Source organism: Neobacillus sp. BP17 (genome assembly GCF_059579525.1).
This window is the reverse complement of the sequence record NZ_CM184198.1, coordinates 4,809,518-4,836,300: the sequence shown is the minus strand read 5'-3', so window position 1 is coordinate 4,836,300 and position 26,783 is coordinate 4,809,518. Positions and strand designations below refer to the sequence as shown.

Sequence of the window (26,783 nt, the reverse complement as noted above, 5' to 3'; positions counted from 1 at the left end):
TCGAAGATTTTGATTGGCCGGCAATGTGGGAAGCAACGAGACAAACTCTTTATATGACAGGGATTTCCGTTGTGGCTACATTTATTCTTGGTATCCTGCTTGGATTGTTGTTATTCCTTACTTCAAAAGGAAGTCTCTGGAGTAATAAACCCATTAATGTGGTCATTAGCGGCGTCGTAAATATATTCCGTTCCATTCCTTTTATTATTTTAATTGTCTTATTAATCCCGTTTACAACGATACTTTTCCGAACCATGATTGGTGAAAATGCCGCATTGCCAGCATTGATTATTGGTGCCGCACCATTTTATGCTAGGATGGTGGAAATTGGCCTCAGGGAAATTGATAAAGGCGTGATTGAAGCAGCAAAGTCAATGGGTGCAACAACAAGTACGATCATTTGGAAGGTTCTTTTACCAGAATCGATGCCAGCGCTGGTCTCTGGAATAACCGTAACCGCGATTGCTCTTGTTGGTTATACAGCAATGGCAGGAGTCATTGGAGCAGGTGGTTTAGGAAATCTTGCCTATCTTCAAGGCTTTCAACGAAATCAAAACGATGTAACTTTAGTCGCAACCATCATTATTTTAATTATTGTGTTTATCATTCAGTTTATCGGTGATTTTATCACTTCAAAATTAGATAAAAGATAAAGGAGAGGTCAAAATGAAAAAAATATTAAGTTTATTGTTAGCATTGTCTATCGTATTTGTTGTTGCAGCTTGCGGTAAGTCAGAGGAAAAATCAGAAGGAACTACTGGTGGCAAAGAAGCAGAAACTACCAAATTAGTGGTTGGAGCATCTAACGTTCCCCATGCAGAAATCCTTGAAAAAGCAAAACCGCTTTTAAAAGAAAAAGGCATTGACTTAGAAATCAAAACATTCCAAGATTATGTATTACCAAACAAAGCATTGGCATCAAAAGAACTTGATGCAAACTATTTCCAGCACATTCCTTACTTAAATTCTCAAAATAAAGAAAATGGTTATGGCTTTGTTAATGCTGGCGGTATCCATATTGAGCCAATCGGTGTTTATTCAAAGAAATATAAAAAGTTAAGTGATCTTCCAAAAGGTGCACATTTAATCATGAGCAACTCTGTAGCTGACCATGGCCGTCTTCTTTCTTTACTTGAAAAAGAGGGAGTTATCAAATTAAAAGAAGGCATTGATAAAACGAAAGCAGAATTAAAAGATGTTGTTGAAAATCCTAAAAACCTAAAGTTCGATACCAACTATGAAGCAGCATTACTTCCAAAAATCTATAATAATGGCGAAGGTGACGCAGTCCTAATCAATTCTAACTATGCGATTGATGCAGGCTTAAACCCAGTTGAAGATTCCATCGCCATTGAAGACAAAGAATCACCGTATGTAAACGTGATTGCTGTCCGCAGCGGTGACGAAAATAAAGACAGCATCAAAACATTAGTGGAAGTTCTACATTCAAAAGAAATTCAGGACTTCATTCTTGAACAATACAAAGGTGCCGTTGTACCGGTTTCTGAGTAACTTATAAATAGGAAGAAAGTCAGTGTGTAAACACTGGCTTTTTCTATGCCGATGTCTAAAACGGTATACATTTAAACAGTTTCATTGGGTAAAAATAGAAAGACCATTAGACCCGAATTCCATTGGCAAAAAGTAAAAAAATGAGGTATGATTTTACTCGAGTGCATTTTCCTTAGATAGAATTAATCAGAATTTTCATTAAAAATAGCCTTTCATTCTCATTTGGTACTAGCTTAATGAAAATAGGTGCTATGTTTTTACTGTTTAAGAGTTGCTAATACATTTCATTTGTTATAAGATTGGAATGAGAATAAAATGAGAATAGGGTTATTCAAATGACCCGATTACATGATACAACACTTTCTCTTTGGAGGTATAGATATGGCTGGATCAACGTTAACGATCAAAGATTTACATGTAGCAATTGATGGGAAAGAAATATTAAAAGGTGTAAACCTTGAAATAAAGGGTGGAGAAATCCACGCAATCATGGGACCAAATGGAACAGGTAAATCCACTTTATCTTCTGCCATTATGGGCCATCCAAAATATGAAGTAACAAGCGGATCTATCACTCTAGATGGACAAAATGTTCTTGAAATGGAAGTAGATGAGCGCGCACGGGCTGGGCTATTCCTAGCAATGCAATATCCAAGTGAAATTAACGGCGTAACAAATGCCGACTTTTTACGTTCAGCACTAAATAGCCGTCTTGGTGAAGGAAATGAAATTTCATTAATGAAATTTATCCGTAAAATGGATAAGCAAATGGAATTCCTTGAAATGGACCTTGATATGGCACAACGTTATTTAAACGAAGGCTTCTCCGGCGGTGAGAAAAAACGTAACGAAATCTTGCAATTAATGATGTTAGAACCAAAAATTGCAATCCTAGATGAAATTGACTCCGGACTAGATATCGATGCCCTAAAGGTAGTATCAAAAGGAATCAATGAAATGCGCGGCGAGGATTTCGGCTGCTTAGTGATTACACACTATCAACGTCTTTTAAACTATATCACTCCAGACCATGTGCATGTAATGATGCAGGGCCGTGTTGTAAAATCCGGCGGACCTGAACTAGCACAACGCTTAGAAGCTGAAGGATATGACTGGATCAAACAAGAACTTGGAATTGAAGATGAAACAGTTGGGCAAGAAGCGTAAGAGAGGGTTAGGAGGATTACAATGACAACAGAAATCAAATTATCATTTGATCAGGAAAATGTCCGCTCTTTTTCAAAAGAAACGAGCGAGCCGGCTTGGTTCGAGGAGCTCCGTCTTAAAGCATTAGCTGATTTTGAGCAGCTTCCAATGCCAAGACCTGATAAAACAAAGATTGATAAATGGAACTTCACCCAGTTCACTCAACATACGGTAACAAGTGCTCCCATCACTTCGCTTTCTGAATTACCAGAAGAGGTAAAAGCATTAATTGATATGGAAGCCGAAAATAAAAATTTATATATTCAACGAAATCAAACTCCAGCTTTTTTATCTTTATCTGAAGAGCTAAAAAGCCAAGGTGTTATTTTTACTGATATCTTTACCGCTGCGAAGGAACATGGTGACGTCCTGAAAAAGTATTATCTTACTCAGGCCATCAATGCCGATGAACATCGCTTAACTGCCCTAAATGCGGCACTGGTAAACGGAGGAGTTTTCTTATACATTCCGAAAAATGTAGAAGTTTCTGAACCGATTCAGGCGGTGTTTGTGCAGGATGATGCCGAGGCGAATTTATTTAACCATGTAATTGTTGTGGCGGAGGATAATAGTGCGGTGACATATGTTGAAAACTACATTTCCACCGTGGAAACTTCTAATGCACTAGTTAATATTTTGACGGAAGTCATTGCGAATGTTAACGCAAGCGTACGTTATGGTGCTGTTGATACTTTAGCTAAAGGGATTACTACGTATGTAAATCGCCGAGGCGTTGCTGGCAGAGACTCTAAAATTGAATGGGCCCTTGGTTTAATGAATGAAGGAAATACCATTTCAGAAAATACAACGAACCTTCTTGGCGACGGTTCGTCAGGTGATACAAAAACGGTTGTTGTCGGACGTGGTGACCAAACACAGAACTTTACCACAAAGGTTGTACACTTCGGAAAACATACCGTCGGAAATATCTTGAATCATGGTGTTGCTAAGGATAGTGCTACCTCGATTTTTAATGGAATTGGTAAAATTGAGCATGGTGCATCTAAATCAGATGCAGAGCAAACTTCCCGTGTTCTGATGCTAAGTGAAAAAGCACGCGGCGACGCTAACCCGATTCTTTTAATTGATGAAGATGATGTCGTAGCTGGCCACGCAGCATCTGTAGGTCGTGTGGATCCTGTTCAACTTTACTACTTAATGAGCCGCGGAATTCGTAAAGAAGAAGCAGAACGCTTAGTCATTCATGGATTCTTAGCCCCTGTCGTTAACCAGTTACCGATTGAAGGAGTAAAGAAACAGTTAACTGAAGTAATTGAAAGGAAAGTACGCTAATGAATATCAGGGATATTCGCGCACAATTTCCAATCTTAGATCAAGAAGTCAATGGGAAGCCATTAGTATACTTGGATAGTTCGGCAACATCTCAAAAACCCATCCAAGTAATCGAGGCGGTTGAAAAATATTATCGTGAAATTAATTCCAATGTCCATCGTGGTGTGCATACACTAGGAACAAGAGCAACGGATGCTTACGAAGGGGCAAGGGAAAAGGTCCGTAAGTTTATCAATGCCAAGTCTACTCAAGAAGTGATTTTTACAAGAGGAACAACAACCTCTCTTAATACCGTAGCTGCAAGCTATGCGGCGGCGAAATTAAAAGCAGGCGATGAAATCGTCATTACGTATATGGAGCACCACAGTAATATCATTCCGTGGCAGCAAGTGGCAAGACGGACCGGTGCTCAGTTGAAATACATTCCATTACAAGAAGATGGAACCATTTCACTTGATGATGTTCGTGCAACGATTACTTCAAACACGAAAGTCGTTTCTGTTATGCAAGTATCCAATGTCCTTGGCGTCATTAATCCAGTCAAAGAGATAGCGCAAATTGCCCATGAAAACGGAGCAATTATGGTTGTTGACGGGGCGCAAAGTGCGCCGCATATGAAAATTGATGTTCAAGATTTAGATTGTGATTTTCTTGCTTTTTCTGGACATAAAATGTGCGGTCCGACCGGCATTGGTGTCCTTTATGGAAAAAAACATCTGCTTGAAAACATGGAACCCATCGAGTTCGGCGGCGAAATGATTGATTTCGTTCAATTGTACGAATCAACATGGAAAGAACTGCCATGGAAGTTCGAAGGCGGTACACCAATCATTGCTGGGGCCGTTGGTCTTGGCGCTGCCATCGACTTTTTAAATGAAGTGGGTTTAGACCAAATTGCCGAACATGAACATAAACTTGCGGCCTATGCGTTAGAAAAAATGGCAACTGTAGAAGGTATGACTATTTATGGTCCACTTGACCCAGCGAAGCGGGCAGGACTAGTCACCTTTAATATCAGTGATGTTCATCCACATGATGTGGCAACTGTTCTAGATGCAGAAGGAATTGCGGTTCGTGCTGGACATCATTGTGCCCAGCCGCTAATGAGATGGCTAAAAGCCTCCGCAACAGCACGTGCAAGCTTTTACCTATACAACACAGAAGATGATATAGATAAACTTGTTGAAGGACTTGTTAAAACAAAGGAGTATTTCAGCGATGTCTTCTAATTTAGATAATCTTTACCGTCGGGTGATTATGGACCATTATAAAAATCCACGTAACCGTGGCGTTTTAGAGGATGGCAGTCTGACGATTAATATGAATAACCCCACATGTGGGGACCGGATTCAATTGACCCTTAAAGTGGTTGATGGAATCGTGGTTGACGCAAAGCAAGAAGGCGAAGGCTGTTCGATTTCCATGTCATCCGCTTCAATGATGACCCAGGCGATTAAAGGGAAAACGATTGAAGAAGCGTTAAAACTCTCAACAATCTTTTCTGACATGATGCAAGGCAAAGAGTATGACGAAGATATCGATTTAGGTGATATCGAGGCACTTCAAGGGGTAGCTAAATTCCCTGCCCGCATTAAATGTGCGACATTAGCGTGGAAAGCCATGGAAAAGGGATTGAAAAACGAGGAAAAAGAATAAAATGAAGAAAATGCGGTTGGGAGAGGGCATGTTCAGCCTCAGCGCCTGAAAAAAAGGCGTTTCCGCTTTTCTAAGAATGGAGGAACACGACGATGGCGAAAAAAATGCCGGAAATCGGTGATTATAAATATGGTTTTGCCGATAAAGACGTTTCCATATTCCGATCTAAGCGTGGTTTAACATCTGAAATCGTAGAAGAAATTTCTAAATTAAAGAATGAACCACAATGGATGTTAGACTTCCGTTTGAAGTCGCTTGAGCATTTTTACAAAATGCCAATGCCACAATGGGGCGGCGATTTAAATGCGTTAAACTTTGATGAGATTACCTATTATGTTAAGCCATCTGAGAAGTCTGAGAAGTCTTGGGATGAAGTACCTGAAGAAATCAAGGCTACTTTCGATAAACTAGGAATTCCTGAAGCGGAGCAAAAGTACCTTGCTGGGGTATCTGCTCAATATGAATCTGAAGTAGTTTATCACAATATGAAGGAAGAACTTGAAGATCTAGGTATCGTCTTTAAAGATACAGATTCAGCTTTAAGGGAGAATGAAGATATTTTCCGCGAACACTGGGCAAAAGTAATTCCGCCAACAGATAACAAGTTCGCAGCTCTTAACTCGGCTGTTTGGTCTGGCGGCTCTTTCATCTATGTACCACCAGGTGTGAAAGTGGATACGCCGTTACAGGCTTATTTCCGAATTAACTCGGAAAACATGGGTCAATTTGAACGTACGTTAATCATTGTTGATGAAGGCGCACATGTGCATTACGTTGAGGGTTGTACAGCACCAGTTTATACAACCAACTCCCTGCACAGTGCCGTCGTTGAGATTGTGATTAAAAAGGATGCTTACTGCCGTTATACAACGATTCAAAACTGGGCGAACAACGTCTTCAACCTTGTTACTAAGCGTGCAGTATGTGAAGCAAATGCGACAATGGAATGGATTGATGGTAACATCGGTTCGAAATTAACGATGAAGTATCCGGCCGTTATTTTAAAAGGTGAAGGCGCACGTGGTATGACACTTTCTATCGCAATTGCTGGTAAAGGTCAGCACCAAGATGCTGGTGCAAAAATGATTCATTTAGCACCAAATACATCATCAACGATTGTTTCGAAGTCCATTTCTAAGCATGGCGGTAAAGTAACCTACCGCGGTATCGTTCACTTCGGTCGTAAGGCAGACGGTGCCCGTTCTAATATCGAATGTGATACCTTAATCATGGATAATAAGTCAACATCAGATACGATTCCTTACAATGAAATCTTAAACGATAACATTTCACTTGAGCATGAAGCGAAAGTTTCGAAGGTATCTGAAGAGCAGCTCTTCTACTTGATGAGCCGTGGTATTTCAGAACAGGAAGCAACAGAAATGATCGTTATGGGCTTTATCGAGCCGTTTACAAAAGAATTGCCAATGGAATACGCCGTTGAAATGAACCGTCTCATTAAGTTCGAGATGGAAGGTTCTATTGGATAATAGGTTTTATAAAAAAACCCGCTTGCCGAGGATGGCAGGCGGGTTTTTGGCGCCGGTGATTGGGGTTACTGTCGGATAGCTGGACTTTACTGTCGGATAGCGGGACTTTACTGGCGGATGACGGGACTTTACTGTCGGATGACGTCACAATACTGTCGGATAGCACACCAATACTGTCGCCACCCACACTATGCGACCAACCCAACCACCTTTTAAAAATTACCCCCTTCCAAAAATGGTTATGCTATTATTAATAGTTGGAGGTGAGTTTTTTGATCTATATCGGCGTAACAGGCTGGGGCGATCATGACAGCTTGTATCCAGGTCAGATATCCTCACGGGACAAGCTAAAAGCCTATGCGGGACATTTTCCTATCGTTGAAGTAGATTCGGCCTTTTATGCGATTCAGCCGAAAAGAAATGCTGAAAAGTGGGTCAATGAAACACCGGCCGGCTTTCACTTTATCGTCAAAGCCTACCAAGGAATGACCGGACATCTACGCGGGGAAATTCCGTTTGAGAATAAACAAGCAATGTTTAGAGCCTTCAAAGAATCGCTCGAACCATACATACACACTAATAAATTAGCCATGACCCTCTTTCAATTTCCACCCTGGTTCACGTGTACAAGGGAAAATGTTCAATACCTAAGATGGTGCAAGCAAGAAATGGGGGATATTCCATCTGCATTAGAATTCAGACACCAATCCTGGTTTGTCCCCCAGTATCGTCAAAAAACCATTGAGTTTATGAGAGAACTAAAATGGATCCATAGCATTTGCGATGAGCCACAATCAGGAGAAGGATCCATCCCAACGGTACTGCAGTCAACCACTCCTGAGAAGGTCCTCGTCCGTTTTCATGGCCGTAATTTTCATGGCTGGCAAAAACGAATCGGAGTGGATTGGCGCGAGGTTCGTTATCTTTACCGCTATAACCAACAAGAGTTAGAAGAATGGGCAAACTCCATTCAAGAATTAGCTAAAGGCTCGAAAGATATCTATCTCCTTTTTAACAACAACTCTGGCGGAGATGCTGCTGATAATGCAAAGGAAATGATCGCTCTTTTGCATCTCGAATACAAGGGGCTTGCTCCACGCCAGTTGGACCTACTATAAAAAGTTAGGAGAAGAAATGACATGGAATGGATCTTAATCGTATTTATTGGTATACTCGGAAGCTCTTTAGGCTCGCTCATTGGTTTAGGAGGCGGGATTGTAGTTGTTCCCTCATTACTTTATTTATCAACCCTGTCAGCATTTGGGCATATAACCCCTCAGGTTGCGGTCGGAACCTCCCTTTTTACAATGATTTTCACAGGACTTTCCTCTACCTTAGCGTATATGAAACACAAGACCATTGATTATAAAAGCGGCTTGATTTTTCTGATTGGAAGCGGTCCTGGGAGTATTTTAGGTGCGTGGGTAACAGAAGGGTTACAAATGAAGACCTTCAATATCTTTTTCGGGTTATTTATTATTTTTGTTTCGATAATTTTATTATTAAAGGATAAATTAAAGCCATTGCCATATAAGAAGGACAGGGGAATCGTCCGCACGTTTACCGATAATCGAGGGAATACCTCGGAATATGGATATAATCCAGTGATCGCCATTCTGATTTCTTTTGTTGTGGGTTTTATCTCAGGGATTTTCGGGGTGGGCGGCGGCTCCTTACTGGTTCCAACGATGATTTTGATTTTCTTTTTTCCGCCCCATGTGGCGACGGCTACATCGATGTTTATGATTTTGCCAACTTCAATACTAAGTTCGATTACGCATATTACCTTAGGAAATGTTGACTGGATATACGCCCTGGCATTAGTCCCTGGGGCGTGGATTGGAGCCCAAATTGGTGTTTATTTAAACACTAACCTTAAGAGTAAAACGATTGTCTTAATTTTACGAACGATTCTCATCGTTGTTGGGATTCGTTTAATTTATCAAGGAATTCTAGGGTAGGTACAGAATGGAAACTATACATATTTATCATACAAATGATGTCCACAGTCACATAGAAAATTGGCCGCGAATTAAGCAATTCTTATCAAATAAACATGAAGACCATCAGAAAAAGGATGAAGACATGTTTCTCTTTGACATTGGTGATTTTATTGACCGCTGGCATCCCTTCACAGAGGCTACCAAGGGAAAGGGTAACATCGACCTTTTAAATGAAAGCCATTATACAGCGGTAACAATCGGCAACAATGAAGGTGTTAACCTTCCTTATGACGACTTAAATACGCTTTATGAACATGCACAGTTTGATGTACTATTAGCAAACCTTTACCAGATAAATGATGCCTGCCCTGCCTGGGTAAAGCCATATAAGGTATATCAAACGAAAAAGGGAACAAGGGTAGGCGTCATCGGTCTTACCGCATACTTTTTCCATCTATATGGATTATTAGGATGGAAAGTAACTGAACCAATCAGCGAACTAAAAAAATGGATGGAACGATTAAAAGCTGAATCGGACATCATCATTTTACTTTCCCATCTCGGACTACAGGAGGATGAAGCAATCGCAGCTGCATTTCCTGATATTGATGTCATCTTAGGTTCACACACACATCACTTTCTTGAAAAAGGGAAGTTTGTAGGTAATAGCCTCCTTGGTGCAGCAGGAAAGTACGGGCATTATGTCGGACAAGTTACACTCAATCTGAACGAAGAAAAAACGATGATAAGTAAGGAAGCTCTTCTTTATGACTGGAAGGAGCTGCCAATAGTTCACAATGAGCAGGATCTAATTGATGGATATTTTTCAAAAGGAAAATCCTTATTAAATCAAAAAGTAACCACCTTAAAAACTCCCCTAAAATCCGAACTGTTTCAGGAAACGGAGTTTTCTCGCCTGCTTTGCAGGGCGTTAAGGGAATGGTGTCAAACCGATTGTGCGATGATTAATGCGGGACTCCTCTTAGGCTCTTTAGAGGATGATGTAACGGTATACGATTTGCTAAAAATCTGCCCGCATCCTATTAATCCCTGTGTAGTGGAACTGACCGGTTTGGAATTAGAAAAGGTCCTGCGGGAAACAAAAAATGAAGCGTTAGTCACTAGAGAGATTAAAGGTCTTGGATTCAGAGGGACCCTATTAGGGGTATTTGTCTACGATCAAATTAGCTTCCAGGATGAAATCATCCTCGTAAATGGGATGCATTTGGAGCATGAACGTAATTACAGTTTGGCTCTTCCTGACATGTTCACGTTTGGTCACTTTTTCAAAGAGGTACTGCCACATAAGGAAAAGAAATATTTCTTACCGGAATTTCTTCGCGATATTTTAAAGTGGAAATTACAAAGCCAATCATAGCCCTAAACACGCTTTTTCCTTTCTAATCATAATGTGATAATGAGGAAAGGAGTGTGGGGAATCTGTGGTTGATCTATTACCCATTAATATAAATGGACATATGTTTATCGGTGTTTCAGTTTTACTTCCGAAAACCACTTTGCTATCGATCTCAAATGATAAAGGGTATATCATGTGCGGCGCTTTAGACGTAGGGTTGTTAAACGATAAACTAAAGGATCGCAAAATAATTGCCGGCCGTGCCGTCGGAGTAAGGACAATTGAACAGCTTCTGAATGCCCCCTTAGAGTCTGTTACTGCCGAGGCTGAAGAATTAGGCATTCACCCTGGCATGATTGGCAGAGACGCATTATTAAAAATGATCTAAAAAGCTTGCTACAGACAGCAAGCTTTTTTCTATGAATGCGGATGGACATAACTCTCAATTCATTAAGAATATTTTTAGCCACTTTTTTAGGCTAGTTCCTCTTTTTAAAGCATACATATAGCTTGAAGGGGTGATTTTCTTGGCGAAGTTTCGCAGACGGCGACCTAAAAAGGGACCGTTGCCTTTCCGTTATGTTATGCTATTGACGTTTATTTTTTTTCTATTCTCTACCGCGACTGGTTTATGGCTTGTAAATAAGGGGATTGAACCTACTTTGATGAGGATTGCTACTTCTGAAACCCGAAATATTGCTTCATTAGTCATTAATAAGGCAATCACAAAGCGGACAACTGATACGGGAGAAGACAATGAGGTCATTGTGATTTTGCCCAGTGAAAATGGAAAAGCTTCAAATGTCAAACTTAATACCGTTTATATAAACAGGGTCTTAGCGGAAACAACCGCACAAATTCAAAAGAACCTGAAAGCAGCCAAAAAAGGTGATCTGTCCTCACTTGAGCAGTTAACCGATGTAGAAATAGAAACGCAAAATTCGAATAAGGAAGACGGGATTATTTGGTACGTCCCGCTTGGTCAAGCAACGAATATTTCATTATTAGGAAATATCGGGCCGAAAATTCCAGTCAAGTTTCATGCCATTGGTGAAGTGGAGCCAGATGTAAAAATTGAAACGAAAGAAGTGGGGATTAATAATACCTGGGTCGATGTTTCAATTCATATTGAAGTCTCCGTCCAAATCATCACTCCCTTTGCTACGAAGATCACAAAGCTGACGCAAAGTATCCCTGTTGATGGATCGCTCATCCAAGGAGATGTACCGCAATTCTATAATGGCGGCGGCGGTATTACCCCATCGATTCAACTTCCTGATAAACAGACAGACACGAAGAAATCAGATACGAAAAAATAGGACGATCCACGGTGGAAAGTCCTATTTTTTGCGTGCATTCATCCGTTCCATCCGCTTCCATTTCGCTAAATGCGGGTATGGATCAAAAGACCATTCGGTGACACCGTTGTCTTTGTACATCCCGTAATGTAAATGGGGAGGGAATTTCCCTGAGGTACCTGGAGGGCCGTAACCGGAACTTCCTACACCGCCAATGACCATTCCCGGCTCTACCACTTGACCGATTTTTAAATCCTTAGCAAAACCGCTTAAGTGGGCGAAGTAATGATACGTATTATTAATATCGCGAATCCCGATTCTCCAGCCGCCAAATTTATTCCAGCCTTTCATTTCAACAATACCATAGTTAGTTGCTCGAACAGGAACGCCGTAGCCAGCAAAGATATCGGTGCCTTCATGTATCCTGCGGCCGCCCCACCCACGGGCAGACCCCCACGTGCTCCGGTAACTGTGATTGCTGCGGATGGGAACGGGGAAGACTTGAGTATCCAAATCAATTCGGCCGAAATGCCGATATATTTTTGCTTTTCCAGCAATGATACTTACGGTTTTATCGCGATGATAGTAATTCCATAAGCCGATTTTTATATTATCATGATCGACACCGTAGGATAGGAGATATTTTGCAAACGCATAGAGGACATCCTCATCATTTTTAGCACTTGCCTTTCCATCGCCATCCCCATCTACCCCTTTCCCATCAAAAAATTGAATTGTGGCTGGGTTTTCTTCCAAAGGATTTGGATTAGTTAATCCAGACCATTCTTCTGGACGAAAATAGATGCCAATCACACTATCTGGTTTAGGTAAGTCTCTGCGGACCTGGCGGATGCTTCTTTCGTATTGATCAATGGCCGCTAAATAGTACCAAGGAATTTGTGTAACCGTTTCTACCTTCTTATACAGCTTCATTCGTTCTTGGTATGGATTCGGTTCATTTGCAGCGGCATGAACATCCGTAACAGCCAATGAAGTGCTAAGGAAAAAAAGAAAAGTTCCCAATAATAGAACAGCCCGCACAAGAATCCTCCTTCCAATTAATGTACAAGGTTAGTTTATGTTTTCTAAACCATTTCATAATGGTTAATAAATGGTAAACTTTTTAGGGGCTGATGAAAGCGGTTCATCAAGTAATATTATCCGATATGCTTGTCGTTATTTTTTCCGTATGTTAAAGTGACAAGGAGGATCTATTTCTAGCTTCAAGGGGTGTAGTCATTAATGAGTAAGAAAGAAGAGATTTTACGAAAACCGGATTGGTTAAAAATAAAATTAAACACAAATGAGTCTTATACGGGCTTAAAGAAAATGATGCGTGAAAAAAATCTTCACACAGTTTGTGAAGAAGCCCGCTGCCCTAATATTCATGAATGCTGGGCAGAAAGACGTACGGCAACCTTCATGATTCTTGGTGATACATGCACACGTGCATGTCGTTTCTGTGCAGTTAAAACTGGTTTGCCAACCGAGTTGGATTGGCAAGAACCAGAAAGAGTGGCAGACTCCGTTCAATTGATGAACTTAAAACATGTCGTAGTCACCGCCGTAGCCCGCGATGATCTTAGGGATGGAGGGGCAGCTGTTTTTGCTGAAACAGTCCGCGCTATTCGCCGCAAAAATCCATTTACAAGCATTGAAGTTCTTCCGTCTGACATGGGTGGGAAAGAAGAAAATTTACGTCTGTTAATGGACGCAAAACCTGATATCTTAAATCATAACATCGAAACGGTTAAACGAATGACCCCTAGAGTAAGAGCCAGGGCGAAATACGATCGTTCCCTTGAATTCCTTCGTCGTGCCAAAGAAATGCAGCCGAATATTCCAACAAAGTCGAGTCTAATGGTTGGACTAGGAGAGACAAAGGAAGAAATTCTTGAAGTGATGGATGATTTAAGAGCAAATCACGTGGATATTATGACCATTGGTCAATACCTACAGCCGACCAAAAGTCATCTTAAAGTTGAAAAATATTATAGCCCAGATGAATTTAAAGAATTACAGAAAATTGCATTAAGTAAAGGCTTTAGTCATTGTGAAGCTGGCCCGCTAGTCCGGTCCTCCTATCATGCTGATGAGCAAGTGAACGCAGCAGCAAAACACAAGCAAATGCTTGGGGAAGAAAAAGCTCAAGAAGCCTAAAACAAAGAGTTCAGTCAAGTTGACTGAACTCTTTGTTTTGATGTCCAGCTTCAGCATCTAGGGGCTCAGGAGCATAAGCCAATCTGTCCTGAACAAGGCGCATCTGCTTTTCTATTTATCATCAGCGGTTCGGCCATTTTCGTCCTCACTTGCATTTATCCGCTGCCCTTGTGGTGATTTTTTCATCTGTGTGATTAGCCCATTGACCAGATTACGGGCATTTCGGCTTGTGGAATCTACATTAGCCAAATTTTCTACGTCTCTCCTTAAGACTTTATTGTCTGTTACGTAGACATGGTAATACCTTGGAACAACAGACATCGCTGTTTTTTTCACTTGATCCGCTGTTAAATTGCGATCTTTTGAATCGGTAGTATAAGCAATTAACACTTCCTGGTCAGTGACAAGTGTGGATACATCATGTACATTGGGAATATCGGCACTTAATTTACTAATAATATTGGCCGCCTGTTCACGATCTAATGCAGAATAATGGTCATTAGCCGTATTATCGTTCATTAGTGGACTTTTTTGATGACGGACAAAGCCGTAGTTGTTACTAACATTACGGATTCCACGGCTCGCACCTTCATTGTAAAGATCATGCCTTTTATTGTTGACATTAATGGTATTACCGCTTTCTTCATAGACATCTCGGTTGCTCATATCCTTAGTACAGCCTGTTAGGGCCGTTACCGTGCATAATCCCAAGATGATGACTAATTTTTTCAATGTAAACACCTCCTTTTCTTAGAATAGCCAATAAGGTGATTTTTTTTCTTAGTAATTGATGGGGAATCGGTTATAATGGGTAGTAGGAATTAGCTGGTAAAAGAGGTGAAATATCTTGATAATAATGAACAACACCGTTTATGAAATCGTCCAAGAACACCGAAACGGATTTAATGAAGAAGCCCTTAAAGCGAGATTTAGTGATATTTTAACAAGATATGATTATGTAGTGGGTGATTGGGGGTATGGACAACTCCGATTAAAGGGGTTTTTCGATGACCAAAACCCAAAAGCTACATTCGATACAAAAATTAGCACACTAAGTGAATATCTGTATGAATACTGTAATTTTGGCTGTGCCTATTTTGTCTTGAAAAAAGTGAAAAAATAAAAGAAGGGCTGAACTTTCTGACCCTTCTTTATGTTTAGGTTTTGAACTTAGAAAACCGTCCAGCAACAGCGCTTCCGCTTTTTCTATGTGGATTCACTATACGGCGGCTGTTGATCTGCTTCGGGGTCATCATGGGTTGGATGGGCCCCGTCCATTTGCCGAGGAAGATTTTGATGAAGGGATTTATTTTCATAATTAAAGGCACTGTAAGTCCGTTGCCCTTCTTCCCATGGTGTGCTTTTGTTCTCAACTGGTTCGTCTTGACGAATGGCAGACCCAAAAGGACCTTCTGGGAATTCTTCTGCTGTAAGAAAGTTCCTTTGTTTTTCAACATTGGATAAATCCGTATACTTTTCTTCTTTATGTTCTGTCATGCTTACGCCCCCTTTAGCACTATTATTTTCAAAGGGAGCATAATTCATGACGAACCTTACACTAATTCCAATAAAAAGGATCTTAATTCCTCAGCATCTTCCTCATTTAATTGAAACGCGAATTCTAAATACCCTTCCTCTTGCAAATCGTCTAACCCGATAATCGCAAAACGGCTTCCCTGCATATCAAGAACAAGATGCTTTCCATAATGACGGTCACTTTGAACAATCGCTAAATCAAAGCGTTGATGTTCACCGACGAAGCTGACAAATCTTGTTTTTGTATCTTCTGTATCATCGTATAAGAAAAAGCGTTCTTTCATTTAATGGTCTCCTTTAATTAAACTAGATAATTTTAGACGTCTTCTATATAGTAACAAATAAAACCAATCAAGGGGAGTAAAGATTTTTACACCATTTTTTATAAGTTTTTACGATTCAAAACGCGAAGGCTGTCAAATTATGTTACAATAAATTTGAACTCTCGAAAGTTCTATGTCAGACTGTCTGCGCTTGCAAAGATAACAACTTAGAAAAATGGAGAAGGTGCTCATATGTATTTTGTTGATCAAGAAAAAATTGAAGAGATACTGAAATTTTTAGAAATGCAAATTCAACTGTTCCTAAGTCAAAAAGAGTGGTCCAACCCACTTGAAAAGGCAGCGCTAGAGCGTGTAAACCATATGATGATCGAGTCTGTTTTGGACGTCGGAAATGCAATGATTGATGGGTTTATTATGCGTGACCCAGGCAGTTACGATGACATCATTGATATTTTAATGGATGAAAAAGTGATCTCATCTGAAACGGGAAATAGTTTGAAAGTGCTGATTCAATACCGGAAAATTCTTGTCCAATCTTATACAGATGTCAATCATCAAGAACTTCAAGTGACGTTTACAAAGCATTTACATGAGTTGGTGAATTTTGCGGCCAATGTTCGCGAATATCTTGTCACCGAGTTAGGACCGGTTTCAGCGTTTAAAAAATAATAATATATTAAGACCGTTGCGCGGTCTTTTTTGTTCTATATGGAAAAAACTTTTGGGAGTGTAACATATGAAAAATTACAAAGGTTATTTAATTGATTTAGATGGAACAATGTATAAGGGATCAGAACGGATTGAAGCTGCATCTGACTTTGTCAAGAAACTCCGGGATCAACAGATACCCTATCTTTTTGTTACAAACAATTCCTCAAGGACACCTGCACAGGTTGCTGCAAAGCTGACCCAGTTTGACATCCCGGCGGAAGAAAAGCAAGTGTTCACAACAAGCCAAGCGACGGCCAATTATATTTATGAACGAAAGAATGATGCCCGCATTTACGTGATTGGGGAAGAGGGGTTACGGACAGCAATAGAAGAAAAGGGGTTCCGATTTGCCGGAGAAGATGCTGAGTTCGTCGTGGTAGGAATCGACCGGGAGATCAGTTATGAAAAATTGACGGTTGCCTGTTTGGCGGTCCGCAATGGCGCAACGTTCATTTCCACTAATGGAGATATCGCCATCCCTACAGAAAGAGGCTTGGTTCCAGGGAATGGTTCACTAACATCTGTTATTACTGTTTCTACACAAACCAAACCGATTTTTATTGGCAAACCAGAAGCAATCATCATGGAACAGGCTTTAAAGGTACTGGGAACGCCGAAAGAAGAGACATTGATGGTCGGAGATTATTATGATACAGATATTTTAGCAGGCATGAATGCCGGGATAGATACATTACTAGTACATACAGGAGTAACGACCAAAGAACTGCTTTCCAGCTACGACCGGATGCCAACCTACACCGTTGATTCCTTAGATCAATGGAAGATTTAAAAAGGATGGGAAGCCCCATCCTTTTTCTGCTTATTTCTTTTCACTCTCAGCCCTAGCAGCCCGGTGTGCGAGTCGGCTCGATGCGGCAGCTGCAATAGCCCCGACGATATCATCTAAAAAAGTATGGCATTCGCCTGTTGATTTATCATTTAAATGCGCTAATATTCCAGGTTTTAATTTATCGATATATCCGTAATTGGTAAAACCAATTGAACCATATACATTTACAATCGAAAAGGCAAGAATTTCATCGACACCATAAAGACTTTCATCTGTTCCAATTATTGATTGGAGAGGCTCCTCAAGCATTCCTTTTTCAGCAAGGACATCCAGCTGTATTCCTGTTAAAATTGCGTTTTGAACCTCACGTTTGGCAAGAACGCGTTCCACATTTGCTAAACAGTCTTCCATTTTCAAGTTCTCATGATATTTTTCCTGCAAAAAGAAAACTAAATCAGCGATATCCTGTACTTTGACGCCTCTGTCATTCAGCCATCTACGTGCAGTTACTTCGGTTAGATTTACGTTTTTGTCGTCTGCCATTCCTCTGATCACCTTTTCTATGGATTTTCACTATATATATACTGTATTATTCTAACTTATGCAAAAGAAACTTAAAAAAAAGCATGGTTAAAACCTTATATTCTCCTTCATTTTTCTAAGCTATTCAGGAACAAGTTTTCTTAAGCTAAAACATATATATGAAGTAAGAAAAGGGAAAGAAATGAGGTGGACTATAAATGCTTCAAAAAATGCTGGAAAATCAATATGGCATTACGGTCGAGGAATATGTAAAACTGGATCGGTTTGATGCGTTAAGAGGAAATGGCTGGCTCTACTTAATCTCTAAACCAGCGGGCAAGGAAGAAGAAGATATTGCCGAACTTGAGAAAATCGCGGAGCATTTACGCAATTATGGTGATCAAAATGTTCCCGCCATTTTACCGTCTAAAGAAGGGCATTTAATTACAGAATGGGAAAAAAATAAATATTGTGTCCTTGCAAATCGACAACTGAAAGAACAGAAAAAAGTTAAATTGGGCAGGAAATTGGCAAAATTCCATGAGCGCGGCAGGAGAGTCCCCTTTCAAATAGAGAGGTCGAGCAGGATCGGACAATGGAAGACCTTATGGGAAAAACGGCTCGAGCAGATGGAAAAGGTGTGGAATGGTCTTCTTTTTCAAACACCTGAAGATGAATTTCAGCGGATGTTTATTGATTCCTTCCCCTATTATTTGGGGTTAACGGAAAACGCTATTCAATATCTAGTGGATACCGAGATTGATGATGAACCGCTTGAAACGGATAGCGGAACGGTTTGTCATGAACGGTTTACGCAAAAGACTTGGGGGCCGCACAATAATTATATGATCAAAAATCCGTTTGACTGGGTATTTGACCATCGCAGCCGGGACATCGGTGAATGGACAAGGGAAAGATATCTTCATAATTCCCAAACCTATGACGTGGAATTAAAGCGCTTTTTTGAAGAGTATCAAAGTATTGCCCCTTTGTCGCCATTTTCCTGGCGATTATTGTATTCCCGGTTAATTTTCCCGCTCCATTACTTTGAATGTATAGAGAGTTATTATATTACCACATCCGAACAGGACAAAAAGGTATTAGAAGAAAAGTTAATGAGAATTTTACGCCAGTCCGGAGAATATGAACAATTTTTGGCGGGTTTTTATCAACTTACTGACGCTCCAATCAAGCGTTTAAACCTGCCTTTATTGGAATGGCTTTACTAAAACATGTTTTCATTAAAAAAGTGATTGCCTATGGATGGCAATCACTTTTTTGATTATTAAAATACCTGTTCTACTTCCACAATTCCTGGTACTTCTTCTAAAAGAGCTCTTTCAATACCAGCTTTCAGTGTGATGGTTGAGCTTGGGCAGCTGCCGCATGCACCTAACAGGCGAAGTTTGACAATGCCTTCTTCAACATCTACTAATTCACAATCTCCGCCGTCGCGAAGAAGAAATGGACGTAATTTATCTAATACTTCTTGAACTTGTTCAAAAATTTCTTGTTCTGCCAAATTAATCGACTCCCTTCCTATACTTATATTATAATGTCATCATCGTGAAAAATCCATTATCAGAAATTAGGAAAACACACATTTATAGTCATTTTCTTGGTTATATCGCAAAAATGAGTTAACCTGAAATAAAAAGGCGGGAATGAGTAGATGAATAGTACAGAAGTAGAAATTGTTGTTTACGGTGCAGAGCAGTTGTGCCCGAGTTGTGTCAATTTACCATCTTCCAAAGAAACGTTTGAATGGCTGGAGGCAGCGATAGCGAGAAAATTTCCAGACCAACCGTTTAAAATGACCTATGTGGATATCTATCAGCCCACTGGGGAGAGTGAAAAAATCGCGTTTGCAGAAAAAGTGGTCGAAGAGGATATATTTTATCCAGTGGTTGTCATCAAAGACAAAATCGTTGGAGAAGGGAACCCGCGTTTAAAAACCATTTTTTCTGAACTAGAGAAACACGGATATACAGCTATATAATTGGAAGAAGCATTCCACCAAAACGGAATGCTTCTTCTTTGAATCAAGCTCCAGCGCCCCCTTTTCATGGCGCTGGAGCTTTTTATATTACCCGTTATGAAACTTATACATCCACAGAATCCCGGATTTAAGCAAGCGGGCGACACGTCCAGTAATGGCGCGGTCTGCCATCATCCCAAATCCGTGCTTTTTCCCAAGGGAACCAAGGATCCCTTTTAATTTAATTTGTGGGAATGATGTTGGAGGTTCTTCACCTTTCCAACGTCTCTTTAATACTTCAACAATTTGTTCCGCCTGACCTTCCGCTAATTGAGCACTAGGAGCATGGGGAAGACTTGCGCAATCACCAAGAATAAAAACATTTTCATCAGTGGGCAGGTGGTGAAGCGGGCTTATAACTAGTCTTCCCATTCCATCTTTTTCCCCGTCCATAGCGCGGACAATTTTATTGGCTTGAATTCCCGCGGTCCATACGATTACATCACAATGGATCGCCTGGTCGTGATTGTATAATACATTTTCTTCCACTTTGGTAATATTCGAGTTATTAATAATTTCGACATTGTTTTTTACAAACCAATTTTCAACATATTTGCTTAAACGTTCAGGGAATGCAGAGAGAATATGTTTTCCCCGATCAAATAATTTGATGTTTAGGTCTTCACGACTTTCGCTTAATTCACTTGCTAATTCCACGCCGCTAAGACCAGCGCCTACGATACCAACAACTGAGCCCGGTCCCAGATTATTTAAGACAGAGTAGGTAAGTCGAGATTTTTCAATAGACTGGATACTGTAAGTAAACTGATCAGCTCCCGGAACATCATGATACTTGTCCTCACAGCCCAGACCAATGATGAGGTCATCATAGTCGAGAGGCTCCGCATCCTTTAATGTAATCTTTTTTTCAGTTGTTTGAATTCCGATTACTTCACCATAAACTACTTCTAATCGTGGGTACTCCGGAAAAGCAACTCTTACTTCTTTGTCAGAAATTGTTCCTGCTGCTAATGCGTAATACTCCGTTTTTAAACAGTGGTAAGGTACACGGTCCACTAGTGTAATGGTCACGTCCTCTGGTAAATGGTTAGGGAGAAGTTCATTTAGAATCTTCATTCCGCCGTAACCGCCACCAAGAATTACAAGGTTTTTCATTTTTATTACCCCTTTGAATAGCCCGTTTCATATTTAAAATTGCCTAAAATGTCAAAAAAAAATAGTAGAATAATAAATCCGTTCCTTTAACACATACGAGTATAGCGGAATTATGACAAAATAACAACAATTTTCATGATTTTCTTGACATCGTTATAGTATACATGGTATTTGACGGAGTGGATGAAATGGAGTAGGATAATTAGTTGTGGAGAGGTGAAAGCAATGATTCAACCCATCATCGAATTTTGTATAAGCAATCTTGCGAATGGTGCCCAAAAGGCACTAGAGAAATTAGAAAAAGATCCCAATTTGGATATTATTGAATATGGATGTCTTGGATATTGCGGTAAATGTGCGACTTCGTTATATGCTCTCGTAAATGGGGAAGTAGTCACAGGAAAAACACCTGACGAATTGGTCGATAATATTTATCAATATTTGGAAGAGAATCCAATGTTTTAAAATAGGGAGCGTTGCCGCTCCCTTATTTATATATATTTCATATGATAGTACGAAGGAATCGTATAATTTGAGTAGTTAACAATACGTGTATATAATAAATTAAAAGCCTCATTAAGGGAGGGTATCATATTGAGTAATAATGTGGTTATTTTAACAGAAGCGGCATCGCTCCATATTAAAGAAATGATGAAGCATAACGAAGAAGAAGGCGCTTTGCTACGCGTTAGCGTAAAAGGTGGTGGATGCAGCGGTTTATCCTATGGGATGGGCTTTGAACATACAGTAAATGAAGATGATTTGAAACTTGAACAACATGGAATTCAAATCATAGTCGATAAAGAGAGTGCAGCGATTTTACAAGGAACCAAGATTGATTATAAAGAATCAATGATGGGCGGCGGCTTTACTATTGACAATCCGAATGCAATCGCATCATGCGGATGTGGGTCATCGTTTAGAACGGCTACTGCTACTGGTACTCCGGAAGAATGCTAAGGTAAATAAGAAAAAGCGTCCTTACAAAGGGACGCTTTTTCTTATTTATTGAACATCGAAGAACTGTGTATTGGCTGAATTTTTGCCTTTGGATCAATGAAGGCCTTTGCATTGTTAACCGCTGTAGGTGCTTCACCAAAGCCACAGGCAATTAATTTCACTTTTCCTTCATAGGTACAAATGTCTCCAGCTGCATAAATTCCAGGGATGTTGGTTTCCATTTTTGAATTAACGACAATCGAATTCTTTTGGATGTCTAAGCCCCATTCCTTAATTGGTCCAAGTGAAGAAACAAAACCATAGTTACAAATGACAGCATCGACATCTACTGTAACCTTCTCTTCCCCATTAACGGTTTCAAGAACAACCTGTTTGATTCTACTTACATCCCCAACTAATTCTGCAGGAACATAGGGTGTTTTCACATGTACTTTTGAATTATATAAGTTTTCTACACTATGCTCGTGGGCACGGAATTTATCTCTGCGATGGACAATTGAAACTTCTTCAGCGATCGGCTCAAGCATTAAGGCCCAGTCGACTGCAGAATCACCGCCGCCAAAAACAACTACTTTTTGACCTGCAAACTGATTTAAATCCTCAATAAAGTAGTAAAGATTTTTACGCTCATATTGAGCAGCACTTTCGAGTTCTAAACGACGTGGTTGGAAGGCGCCATTTCCGGCTGTAATAATAATCGTTTTAGAATAATGGATTTCTTTGTTCGTTGTTAATTTAAATGTACCATCTTCCTGCTTCTCTAGCTTTTCAACCGATTGCTCTAGTGCAACCGTAGGTTGGAATTTCTTCATTTGTTCTTTCAGATTATTTATTAACTCTTGTGCACGGATTTTTGGAAAACCAGCTACATCATAAATATATTTTTCCGGATAAAGCGCAGACAATTGGCCGCCTAGTTGTGGCAAGCTCTCGATAATTTTCACTGAAGTTTGTCGCATGCCACCATAAAAAGCAGTAAATAAACCGGTAGGACCTCCGCCAATAATGGTAATGTCGTATACTTTTTGATTTTCTTCCACTCCGTATCCCCCCAACCTGTAGTAACAAACTCCCTCATTATAATATTATCATAAAACGAAATATTCTCACATCTTTATGTGGGAATATTCACAACTGAGACAATTTTTAAAATATTTTTCTCAACATATATCATATTCAATTTTCCTCAAAACTTAAGATAAAAATTTATAAAAATCGCTTGATAATCGGGTGAAAGTAGCATAAGATGAATTGAGGATAGATTGTTAATTTTTTGTGACATAAATAGCACGATTTTATGTCAAGTAGTAAAATATAGCATTCTTAGCAATTACCTTGCTTGACCTATACATCTTCGGGAAATTGATTTTTTTTAACTTTATTCGTGAATTATATCACATACATTTTTTTATTATACAAAATAAAAATGGTCAAAGCAGTGGAAACTAAGAAAAAAGGGATTATCTAAAAAATAAAGGGTGGAAGTGATCACTTTGAGAAAGCCTAAAATTGTTATTCTCGGTGCTGGTTACGGTGGACTAATGACAACAGTTCGCTTACAGAAGTTAATCGGCGTGAATGAAGCGGACATTGTTTTAGTAAATAAAAATGACTATCATTATGAAACCACATGGCTGCATGAGGCGTCTGCAGGCACACTGCATCATGACCGCGTACGGTATGATATCCGTAATGTAATCGACCGCAGTAAAGTGGATTTTGTTCAAGATACTGTCGTAGAAATTAACAAAGAAGACAAGAAAGTTATTTTGGAAAAAGGGGAAGTCAACTATGACTACCTTGTTATCGCCCTTGGTGGTGAACCAGAAACATTTGGGATCAAAGGATTAAAAGAATATGCTTTTGGAATCACAAATGTAAACTCTTCTCGTCAATTGCGTGAACATATTGAATACCAATTTGCCACATACAATATGGAAGAAGAGAAAAATGACAATCGTTTGACTATTGTTGTCGGTGGCGCTGGCTTTACGGGAATTGAATTCCTTGGGGAATTAACAAATAGAATCCCTGAATTATGTCGTGAGTATGATGTGGATTCACATAAAGTGAAAATTATCTGTGTCGAGGCTGCTCCAACAGTACTCCCAGGGTTTGATCCGGAACTAGTGAATTATGCCGTGTCACAATTAGAACGAAAAGGTGTTGAATTCTTAATCGGAACAGCGATTAAGGAATGTACGGAAGAAGGCATCATTGTCGCTAAGGGTGAAGAGGAACCACGTGAAATCAAGGCAGGTACTGTAGTGTGGGCCGCAGGAATTCGCGGGAATGCTATTGTTGAAAAATCAGGCTTTGAAGCAATGAGAGGCCGGGTCAAAGTTCAGCCGGATCTTCGCGTTCCTGGTTTCGATGATGTTTTCATGATCGGTGACAGTTCATTGATGATTAATGAAGAGATCAACCGTCCATATCCACCAACTGCACAAATTGCGATGCAGCAAGGGGAAGTTTGTGCACGCAATATCGCTGCGTTAGTTCGTAATAAATCTGAATTAGAAACTTTCACGTTTGATAATAAAGGGACTGTTTGTTCCCTTGGTGAAGATGATGCAATCGGGGTTGTTTTTGGTAAAAAAATAACTGGTGCAAAAGCATCCTTCATGAAAAAAGTCGTCGATAATCGCTCTCTTTACATGATTGGCGGCGCTGGTCTTGTATTGAAAAAAGGAAAATTTAACGTATTTTAAATAGAAAAGCGGAGCGCCTTGGCGCTGCAGCTAGATTGTTATAATAATTCAATCACAGAAAAAATTTAGTAAAAGGGACAGAGAAATCTGTCCCTTTTTGATATGATTAAAATAATGAATCGTGAAAGGGGGAGTTCGGTGAGTAGTCGTGAAAAAAGAGGCAAGGTTTGGTTGGCTGTTGCAGGGGTTGTAATGTCAAATGAGGGGAAATGGCTCGTCGTAAAAAAACGATATGGCGGCTTAAAAGGCCAATGGTCACTGCCCGCAGGCTTTGTTGAAATGGGTGAAACAGCGGATGAGGCGGTTATTAGAGAAGTATTGGAGGAAACTGGAATCCAATGTCGGGTGAAGGGACTAATTGGTCTAAGAACGGGTGTAATTAAAGGAGAAATTAGCGATAATTTGCTCCATTTTCTACTTGAACCGGTGAGTGACCAGGTGGTTAGTCATCAGGATAACGAACTTTATGAAGCGAGATTCATGGCGATAGAAGAATTATTCCATGAAAAAGATGCTTCTGTCATACTCCAATATTTAATTAGAAATGATATTACCTTCTTGAAACAAGCGATTGGTGATTTAAACCCAGGAGATCAGTTTGGATATACAGCTTATAAAATATTTTTGTAATTTTTAGAAAATTTAAGTAACGATAAGTAATTGTAAGAAAACTTGACATGTATCCGCTTTCTCGATTGAATTTGCCAGATTTTCGTCCTTTCTTTTTTAGAAAATCCTTGATATATTATCAGAAAATTAAGTTAATTATTAAGGAGATGATTTAGAAATGACAGTAAAAATCGTGGATTCAAAAGCGTGTGATTATTGTGCAGGGAAGGGCTATTTTCAATTAGTTCTAGGGGGATCGGAAACCTGCAGCTGCTGCGAAGGAACTGGCAAGAAAAAAGAATAAAGTTCATCGTATCATTGAAGTGCTTCTTCGAATTATTCGAGGAGCTTTTTTTCTTGTAAATAAAAGAAATGCATTCGTTTATATTGACTCCTTTTTCGACATTCAGTACACTAAATGTTGATGTATAAGGGGGAATCTCGGATGCAAATGAGCATTGTTGTCTTAATCATATCGATTTTACTTTTCTTTGTTTTATTTTTTGGAATTGGGTTTATTCTCAATATGCTGCTTCGTATGTCATGGGTTATGGCTGTAGTTTATCCTATTGTGGCCATTTTTATTGTAGATAAAGTGAGTTTTAGTGAATATTTTACAAATAGTAAAATGGCATTTAATGAATTGGGCCACAGGTTTACTTCATTAGCCACTGCTGATATTCTCATTTTAATAAGTGGACTAGCTGGTGCGATAGCGGCAGGTTTCACGATCAAACTTTTACGAAAAAATGGATACCAAATGTTTTAAGACTCTTACCAAGGGGAGAAGACGGACTTTTCCCCCTGGAAAGAGTCTTTTTTATGATTTGCAATCACACATGCAAAATTTCACTTGTCCTTTTTTGAATATTTTCCTTTAACTTGGGAATGAATATTTTGGGAGGAGTGAAAATTTTGATGAATAAAATGATACATTGGAGTAGGCGTTTGGCCATGGTTTGTCTCTTCTTAATGGCAGTCTTTGCGACCTTCCAATCAATCTCTGGAGTAAATGCACAAATGTTTTTAAACCAATTTGCGTCTGTTCTTGCGTCGACTGAACCTGTTTCAGGAACCCAAAGGTCCTTGGAAAATGAAATTGATTGGTCAAAATATCCAAAACAAACAGTTACTGCCACTGGATATACAGCAGGAGTAGAATCAACAGGAAAAAGTGTTGGCCATCCTGAATATGGGATAACTTACTCCGGTGTAAAAGTAAAACGTGATTTGTTTTCTACGATTGCAGCAGACCTTAATGTATTTCCCATTGGAACGATCCTCTTTATCCCTGGCTATGGATATGGCGTTGTTGCCGATAAAGGCGGGGCTATCAAAGGGAATGAGCTAGACCTTTATTATGAAACGGTTGAGGATGTTTATAATAAGTGGGGCAAAAAGAAGCTCGATATTTATGTGGTCCAAAAAGGGAATGGAAAACTAACAGAGCAAACACTTAAATCATTAAATGAAGATAAATCGATGCAAGTCTTCCGCGGGCAGTATATTAGTTCAGAGAAGAGATAGAAGCAGGCTGCTGGCCTGTTTTTTACTTTTAGGCTGTGTTAAATGTTGATTGGAGCGGGAGGCG

Annotated in this window: 33 protein-coding genes; 25 read left to right on the top strand and 8 right to left on the bottom strand. The window is 39.7% G+C overall.

The window, feature by feature from the left end:
* Positions 1-23: 23 nt before the first annotated feature.
* The 12 genes from AC4QJR_RS23680 (at position 24) to yunB (ending at position 11,776) form a co-directional block, all read left to right on the top strand.
* Positions 24-653 carry a methionine ABC transporter permease gene (locus tag AC4QJR_RS23680; protein ID WP_375375298.1) on the top strand — a complete coding sequence of 210 codons (630 nt, stop codon included), beginning with the start codon at positions 24-26 and terminating at the stop codon, positions 651-653.
* A gap of 13 nt (positions 654-666) precedes the next feature.
* Positions 667-1,512 (top strand): MetQ/NlpA family ABC transporter substrate-binding protein, encoded by an 846-nt coding sequence (locus AC4QJR_RS23675; protein ID WP_496524381.1) that lies wholly within the window; start codon positions 667-669, stop codon positions 1,510-1,512.
* A 381-nt stretch (positions 1,513-1,893) separates the two neighbouring features.
* Positions 1,894-2,679, top strand: a complete 786-nt coding sequence (sufC, locus tag AC4QJR_RS23670; protein WP_026567865.1) for a Fe-S cluster assembly ATPase SufC — start codon at positions 1,894-1,896, stop codon at positions 2,677-2,679.
* A gap of 21 nt (positions 2,680-2,700) precedes the next feature.
* On the top strand, positions 2,701-4,011 hold the full coding sequence (gene sufD / locus AC4QJR_RS23665) for a Fe-S cluster assembly protein SufD (RefSeq protein ID WP_496524380.1): 1,311 nt from the start codon (positions 2,701-2,703) through the stop codon (positions 4,009-4,011).
* Positions 4,011-5,240, top strand: a complete 1,230-nt coding sequence (locus AC4QJR_RS23660; protein ID WP_496524379.1) for a cysteine desulfurase — start codon at positions 4,011-4,013, stop codon at positions 5,238-5,240. Before sufD ends, AC4QJR_RS23660 begins: the two co-directional genes overlap by 1 nt.
* Positions 5,230-5,667 carry a Fe-S cluster assembly sulfur transfer protein SufU gene (sufU, locus tag AC4QJR_RS23655; protein ID WP_251457970.1) on the top strand — a complete coding sequence of 146 codons (438 nt, stop codon included), beginning with the start codon at positions 5,230-5,232 and terminating at the stop codon, positions 5,665-5,667. The genes AC4QJR_RS23660 and sufU overlap by 11 nt, the downstream gene beginning before the upstream one ends.
* A 92-nt stretch (positions 5,668-5,759) precedes the next feature.
* Entirely contained in the window at positions 5,760-7,157 is a 1,398-nt protein-coding gene (sufB, locus tag AC4QJR_RS23650) for a Fe-S cluster assembly protein SufB (RefSeq protein ID WP_098572378.1), read from the top strand.
* A 272-nt stretch (positions 7,158-7,429) separates the two neighbouring features.
* Positions 7,430-8,275, top strand: a complete 846-nt coding sequence (locus tag AC4QJR_RS23645) for a DUF72 domain-containing protein (RefSeq protein ID WP_496524378.1) — start codon at positions 7,430-7,432, stop codon at positions 8,273-8,275.
* A gap of 21 nt (positions 8,276-8,296) precedes the next feature.
* Entirely contained in the window at positions 8,297-9,118 is an 822-nt protein-coding gene (locus tag AC4QJR_RS23640) for a sulfite exporter TauE/SafE family protein (protein WP_496524377.1), read from the top strand.
* Between the two features lie 7 nt (positions 9,119-9,125).
* A complete protein-coding gene (locus AC4QJR_RS23635) occupies positions 9,126-10,478 on the top strand; it encodes a bifunctional metallophosphatase/5'-nucleotidase (RefSeq protein WP_496524376.1) in 1,353 nt (450 codons plus the stop codon).
* A 64-nt stretch (positions 10,479-10,542) separates the two neighbouring features.
* Positions 10,543-10,845, top strand: coding sequence for a YunC family protein (locus AC4QJR_RS23630; protein WP_098572382.1), 303 nt, complete (start codon positions 10,543-10,545; stop codon positions 10,843-10,845).
* A 139-nt stretch (positions 10,846-10,984) separates the two neighbouring features.
* Positions 10,985-11,776: a sporulation protein YunB gene (gene yunB / locus AC4QJR_RS23625; RefSeq protein ID WP_098572383.1), complete on the top strand. Its 792-nt coding sequence runs from the start codon at positions 10,985-10,987 to the stop codon at positions 11,774-11,776.
* A 21-nt stretch (positions 11,777-11,797) separates the two neighbouring features.
* On the opposite strand, the gene AC4QJR_RS23620 is transcribed toward yunB, so the two are convergent.
* On the bottom strand, positions 11,798-12,796 hold the full coding sequence (locus tag AC4QJR_RS23620) for a M23 family metallopeptidase (protein WP_375375189.1): 999 nt from the start codon (positions 12,794-12,796) through the stop codon (positions 11,798-11,800).
* 201 nt (positions 12,797-12,997) lie between these two features.
* On the opposite strand from AC4QJR_RS23620, the gene lipA reads away from it, so the two are divergent.
* Positions 12,998-13,915, top strand: a complete 918-nt coding sequence (lipA, locus tag AC4QJR_RS23615; protein WP_496524375.1) for a lipoyl synthase — start codon at positions 12,998-13,000, stop codon at positions 13,913-13,915.
* Positions 13,916-14,026: 111 nt separating this feature from the next.
* Here lipA and AC4QJR_RS23610 read toward each other — a convergent pair whose 3' ends face one another.
* The gene (locus AC4QJR_RS23610; protein ID WP_098572385.1) at positions 14,027-14,647 is read right to left on the bottom strand and encodes a YhcN/YlaJ family sporulation lipoprotein; all 621 of its coding nucleotides are present in this window, start codon (positions 14,645-14,647) and stop codon (positions 14,027-14,029) included.
* Between the two features lie 124 nt (positions 14,648-14,771).
* Between AC4QJR_RS23610 and AC4QJR_RS23605 the strand changes: the two genes are divergently transcribed.
* Positions 14,772-15,038 carry a YutD family protein gene (locus AC4QJR_RS23605; RefSeq protein WP_373561672.1) on the top strand — a complete coding sequence of 89 codons (267 nt, stop codon included), beginning with the start codon at positions 14,772-14,774 and terminating at the stop codon, positions 15,036-15,038.
* A gap of 83 nt (positions 15,039-15,121) precedes the next feature.
* On the opposite strand, the gene AC4QJR_RS23600 is transcribed toward AC4QJR_RS23605, so the two are convergent.
* Both AC4QJR_RS23600 and AC4QJR_RS23595 read right to left on the bottom strand, forming a co-directional pair.
* On the bottom strand, positions 15,122-15,412 hold the full coding sequence (locus tag AC4QJR_RS23600) for a cytosolic protein (protein ID WP_375375188.1): 291 nt from the start codon (positions 15,410-15,412) through the stop codon (positions 15,122-15,124).
* Between the two features lie 56 nt (positions 15,413-15,468).
* Positions 15,469-15,735: a DUF3055 domain-containing protein gene (locus AC4QJR_RS23595; protein ID WP_098572388.1), complete on the bottom strand. Its 267-nt coding sequence runs from the start codon at positions 15,733-15,735 to the stop codon at positions 15,469-15,471.
* Between the two features lie 231 nt (positions 15,736-15,966).
* On the opposite strand from AC4QJR_RS23595, the gene AC4QJR_RS23590 reads away from it, so the two are divergent.
* Both AC4QJR_RS23590 and AC4QJR_RS23585 read left to right on the top strand, forming a co-directional pair.
* On the top strand, positions 15,967-16,404 hold the full coding sequence (locus AC4QJR_RS23590) for a DUF86 domain-containing protein (RefSeq protein ID WP_375375186.1): 438 nt from the start codon (positions 15,967-15,969) through the stop codon (positions 16,402-16,404).
* Between the two features lie 67 nt (positions 16,405-16,471).
* Positions 16,472-17,236 carry a TIGR01457 family HAD-type hydrolase gene (locus tag AC4QJR_RS23585; protein ID WP_496524374.1) on the top strand — a complete coding sequence of 255 codons (765 nt, stop codon included), beginning with the start codon at positions 16,472-16,474 and terminating at the stop codon, positions 17,234-17,236.
* Between the two features lie 30 nt (positions 17,237-17,266).
* Here the strand turns inward: AC4QJR_RS23585 and AC4QJR_RS23580 are convergent, their stop codons facing one another.
* Positions 17,267-17,779 carry a phosphatidylglycerophosphatase A family protein gene (locus tag AC4QJR_RS23580; RefSeq protein WP_098572391.1) on the bottom strand — a complete coding sequence of 171 codons (513 nt, stop codon included), beginning with the start codon at positions 17,777-17,779 and terminating at the stop codon, positions 17,267-17,269.
* Between the two features lie 197 nt (positions 17,780-17,976).
* Here AC4QJR_RS23580 and yutH point away from each other — a divergent pair, with 197 nt between their 5' ends.
* Positions 17,977-18,987 carry a spore coat putative kinase YutH gene (yutH, locus tag AC4QJR_RS23575; protein ID WP_098572392.1) on the top strand — a complete coding sequence of 337 codons (1,011 nt, stop codon included), beginning with the start codon at positions 17,977-17,979 and terminating at the stop codon, positions 18,985-18,987.
* A 56-nt stretch (positions 18,988-19,043) separates the two neighbouring features.
* Here the strand turns inward: yutH and AC4QJR_RS23570 are convergent, their stop codons facing one another.
* Complete coding sequence (locus AC4QJR_RS23570) at positions 19,044-19,307, bottom strand: NifU family protein (protein ID WP_231507843.1); 264 nt, start codon at positions 19,305-19,307, stop codon at positions 19,044-19,046.
* 123 nt (positions 19,308-19,430) lie between these two features.
* On the opposite strand from AC4QJR_RS23570, the gene AC4QJR_RS23565 reads away from it, so the two are divergent.
* Positions 19,431-19,757, top strand: a complete 327-nt coding sequence (locus AC4QJR_RS23565; protein WP_496524373.1) for a YuzD family protein — start codon at positions 19,431-19,433, stop codon at positions 19,755-19,757.
* 87 nt (positions 19,758-19,844) lie between these two features.
* Here AC4QJR_RS23565 and AC4QJR_RS23560 read toward each other — a convergent pair whose 3' ends face one another.
* Positions 19,845-20,912 carry an NAD(P)/FAD-dependent oxidoreductase gene (locus tag AC4QJR_RS23560; RefSeq protein ID WP_496524372.1) on the bottom strand — a complete coding sequence of 356 codons (1,068 nt, stop codon included), beginning with the start codon at positions 20,910-20,912 and terminating at the stop codon, positions 19,845-19,847.
* Between the two features lie 225 nt (positions 20,913-21,137).
* On the opposite strand from AC4QJR_RS23560, the gene AC4QJR_RS23555 reads away from it, so the two are divergent.
* Positions 21,138-21,377, top strand: coding sequence for a YuzB family protein (locus tag AC4QJR_RS23555; RefSeq protein ID WP_098572395.1), 240 nt, complete (start codon positions 21,138-21,140; stop codon positions 21,375-21,377).
* Between the two features lie 129 nt (positions 21,378-21,506).
* Complete coding sequence (erpA, locus tag AC4QJR_RS23550) at positions 21,507-21,872, top strand: iron-sulfur cluster insertion protein ErpA (RefSeq protein ID WP_375375183.1); 366 nt, start codon at positions 21,507-21,509, stop codon at positions 21,870-21,872.
* Between the two features lie 41 nt (positions 21,873-21,913).
* Here the strand turns inward: erpA and AC4QJR_RS23545 are convergent, their stop codons facing one another.
* On the bottom strand, positions 21,914-22,912 hold the full coding sequence (locus AC4QJR_RS23545; RefSeq protein WP_496524371.1) for an NAD(P)/FAD-dependent oxidoreductase: 999 nt from the start codon (positions 22,910-22,912) through the stop codon (positions 21,914-21,916).
* Positions 22,913-23,365: 453 nt separating this feature from the next.
* Between AC4QJR_RS23545 and AC4QJR_RS23540 the strand changes: the two genes are divergently transcribed.
* The 5 genes from AC4QJR_RS23540 to spsC all read left to right on the top strand — a co-directional run bounded on the left by AC4QJR_RS23540 (position 23,366) and on the right by spsC (position 26,719).
* A complete protein-coding gene (locus AC4QJR_RS23540) occupies positions 23,366-24,583 on the top strand; it encodes an NAD(P)/FAD-dependent oxidoreductase (protein WP_098572766.1) in 1,218 nt (405 codons plus the stop codon).
* A 192-nt stretch (positions 24,584-24,775) separates the two neighbouring features.
* Positions 24,776-25,213, top strand: a complete 438-nt coding sequence (locus tag AC4QJR_RS23535; protein ID WP_496526731.1) for an NUDIX domain-containing protein — start codon at positions 24,776-24,778, stop codon at positions 25,211-25,213.
* A gap of 157 nt (positions 25,214-25,370) precedes the next feature.
* On the top strand, positions 25,371-25,496 hold the full coding sequence (locus tag AC4QJR_RS23530; RefSeq protein ID WP_180230041.1) for a YuiA family protein: 126 nt from the start codon (positions 25,371-25,373) through the stop codon (positions 25,494-25,496).
* Between the two features lie 141 nt (positions 25,497-25,637).
* Positions 25,638-25,961: a YuiB family protein gene (locus AC4QJR_RS23525; RefSeq protein ID WP_098572768.1), complete on the top strand. Its 324-nt coding sequence runs from the start codon at positions 25,638-25,640 to the stop codon at positions 25,959-25,961.
* A gap of 149 nt (positions 25,962-26,110) precedes the next feature.
* Positions 26,111-26,719, top strand: coding sequence for a stationary phase survival protein SpsC (gene spsC, locus AC4QJR_RS23520; protein WP_098572769.1), 609 nt, complete (start codon positions 26,111-26,113; stop codon positions 26,717-26,719).
* The last annotated feature ends 64 nt before the right edge of the window (positions 26,720-26,783 follow it).

What these genes read in the sequence shown, in the direction of transcription:
- AC4QJR_RS23585 (WP_496524374.1), top strand. Translation starts at nt 16,472, where the DNA reads ATGAAAAATTACAAAGGTTATTTAATTGATTTAGATGGAACAATGTAT.
- AC4QJR_RS23525 (WP_098572768.1), top strand. Translation starts at nt 25,638, where the DNA reads ATGCAAATGAGCATTGTTGTCTTAATCATATCGATTTTACTTTTCTTT.
- lipA (WP_496524375.1), top strand. Translation starts at nt 12,998, where the DNA reads ATGAGTAAGAAAGAAGAGATTTTACGAAAACCGGATTGGTTAAAAATA.
- AC4QJR_RS23675 (WP_496524381.1), top strand. Translation starts at nt 667, where the DNA reads ATGAAAAAAATATTAAGTTTATTGTTAGCATTGTCTATCGTATTTGTT.
- AC4QJR_RS23560 (WP_496524372.1), bottom strand. Translation starts at nt 20,912, where the DNA reads ATGAAAAACCTTGTAATTCTTGGTGGCGGTTACGGCGGAATGAAGATT.
- sufD (WP_496524380.1), top strand. Translation starts at nt 2,701, where the DNA reads ATGACAACAGAAATCAAATTATCATTTGATCAGGAAAATGTCCGCTCT.
- sufC (WP_026567865.1), top strand. Translation starts at nt 1,894, where the DNA reads ATGGCTGGATCAACGTTAACGATCAAAGATTTACATGTAGCAATTGAT.
- AC4QJR_RS23565 (WP_496524373.1), top strand. Translation starts at nt 19,431, where the DNA reads ATGAATAGTACAGAAGTAGAAATTGTTGTTTACGGTGCAGAGCAGTTG.
- AC4QJR_RS23680 (WP_375375298.1), top strand. Translation starts at nt 24, where the DNA reads ATGTGGGAAGCAACGAGACAAACTCTTTATATGACAGGGATTTCCGTT.
- sufB (WP_098572378.1), top strand. Translation starts at nt 5,760, where the DNA reads ATGGCGAAAAAAATGCCGGAAATCGGTGATTATAAATATGGTTTTGCC.
- yutH (WP_098572392.1), top strand. Translation starts at nt 17,977, where the DNA reads ATGCTTCAAAAAATGCTGGAAAATCAATATGGCATTACGGTCGAGGAA.
- AC4QJR_RS23635 (WP_496524376.1), top strand. Translation starts at nt 9,126, where the DNA reads ATGGAAACTATACATATTTATCATACAAATGATGTCCACAGTCACATA.
- AC4QJR_RS23555 (WP_098572395.1), top strand. Translation starts at nt 21,138, where the DNA reads ATGATTCAACCCATCATCGAATTTTGTATAAGCAATCTTGCGAATGGT.
- AC4QJR_RS23530 (WP_180230041.1), top strand. Translation starts at nt 25,371, where the DNA reads ATGACAGTAAAAATCGTGGATTCAAAAGCGTGTGATTATTGTGCAGGG.
- sufU (WP_251457970.1), top strand. Translation starts at nt 5,230, where the DNA reads ATGTCTTCTAATTTAGATAATCTTTACCGTCGGGTGATTATGGACCAT.
- AC4QJR_RS23600 (WP_375375188.1), bottom strand. Translation starts at nt 15,412, where the DNA reads ATGACAGAACATAAAGAAGAAAAGTATACGGATTTATCCAATGTTGAA.
- spsC (WP_098572769.1), top strand. Translation starts at nt 26,111, where the DNA reads ATGAATAAAATGATACATTGGAGTAGGCGTTTGGCCATGGTTTGTCTC.
- AC4QJR_RS23580 (WP_098572391.1), bottom strand. Translation starts at nt 17,779, where the DNA reads ATGGCAGACGACAAAAACGTAAATCTAACCGAAGTAACTGCACGTAGA.
- AC4QJR_RS23595 (WP_098572388.1), bottom strand. Translation starts at nt 15,735, where the DNA reads ATGAAAGAACGCTTTTTCTTATACGATGATACAGAAGATACAAAAACA.
- AC4QJR_RS23605 (WP_373561672.1), top strand. Translation starts at nt 14,772, where the DNA reads ATGAACAACACCGTTTATGAAATCGTCCAAGAACACCGAAACGGATTT.
- AC4QJR_RS23535 (WP_496526731.1), top strand. Translation starts at nt 24,776, where the DNA reads ATGTCAAATGAGGGGAAATGGCTCGTCGTAAAAAAACGATATGGCGGC.
- AC4QJR_RS23590 (WP_375375186.1), top strand. Translation starts at nt 15,967, where the DNA reads ATGTATTTTGTTGATCAAGAAAAAATTGAAGAGATACTGAAATTTTTA.
- AC4QJR_RS23660 (WP_496524379.1), top strand. Translation starts at nt 4,011, where the DNA reads ATGAATATCAGGGATATTCGCGCACAATTTCCAATCTTAGATCAAGAA.
- AC4QJR_RS23640 (WP_496524377.1), top strand. Translation starts at nt 8,297, where the DNA reads ATGGAATGGATCTTAATCGTATTTATTGGTATACTCGGAAGCTCTTTA.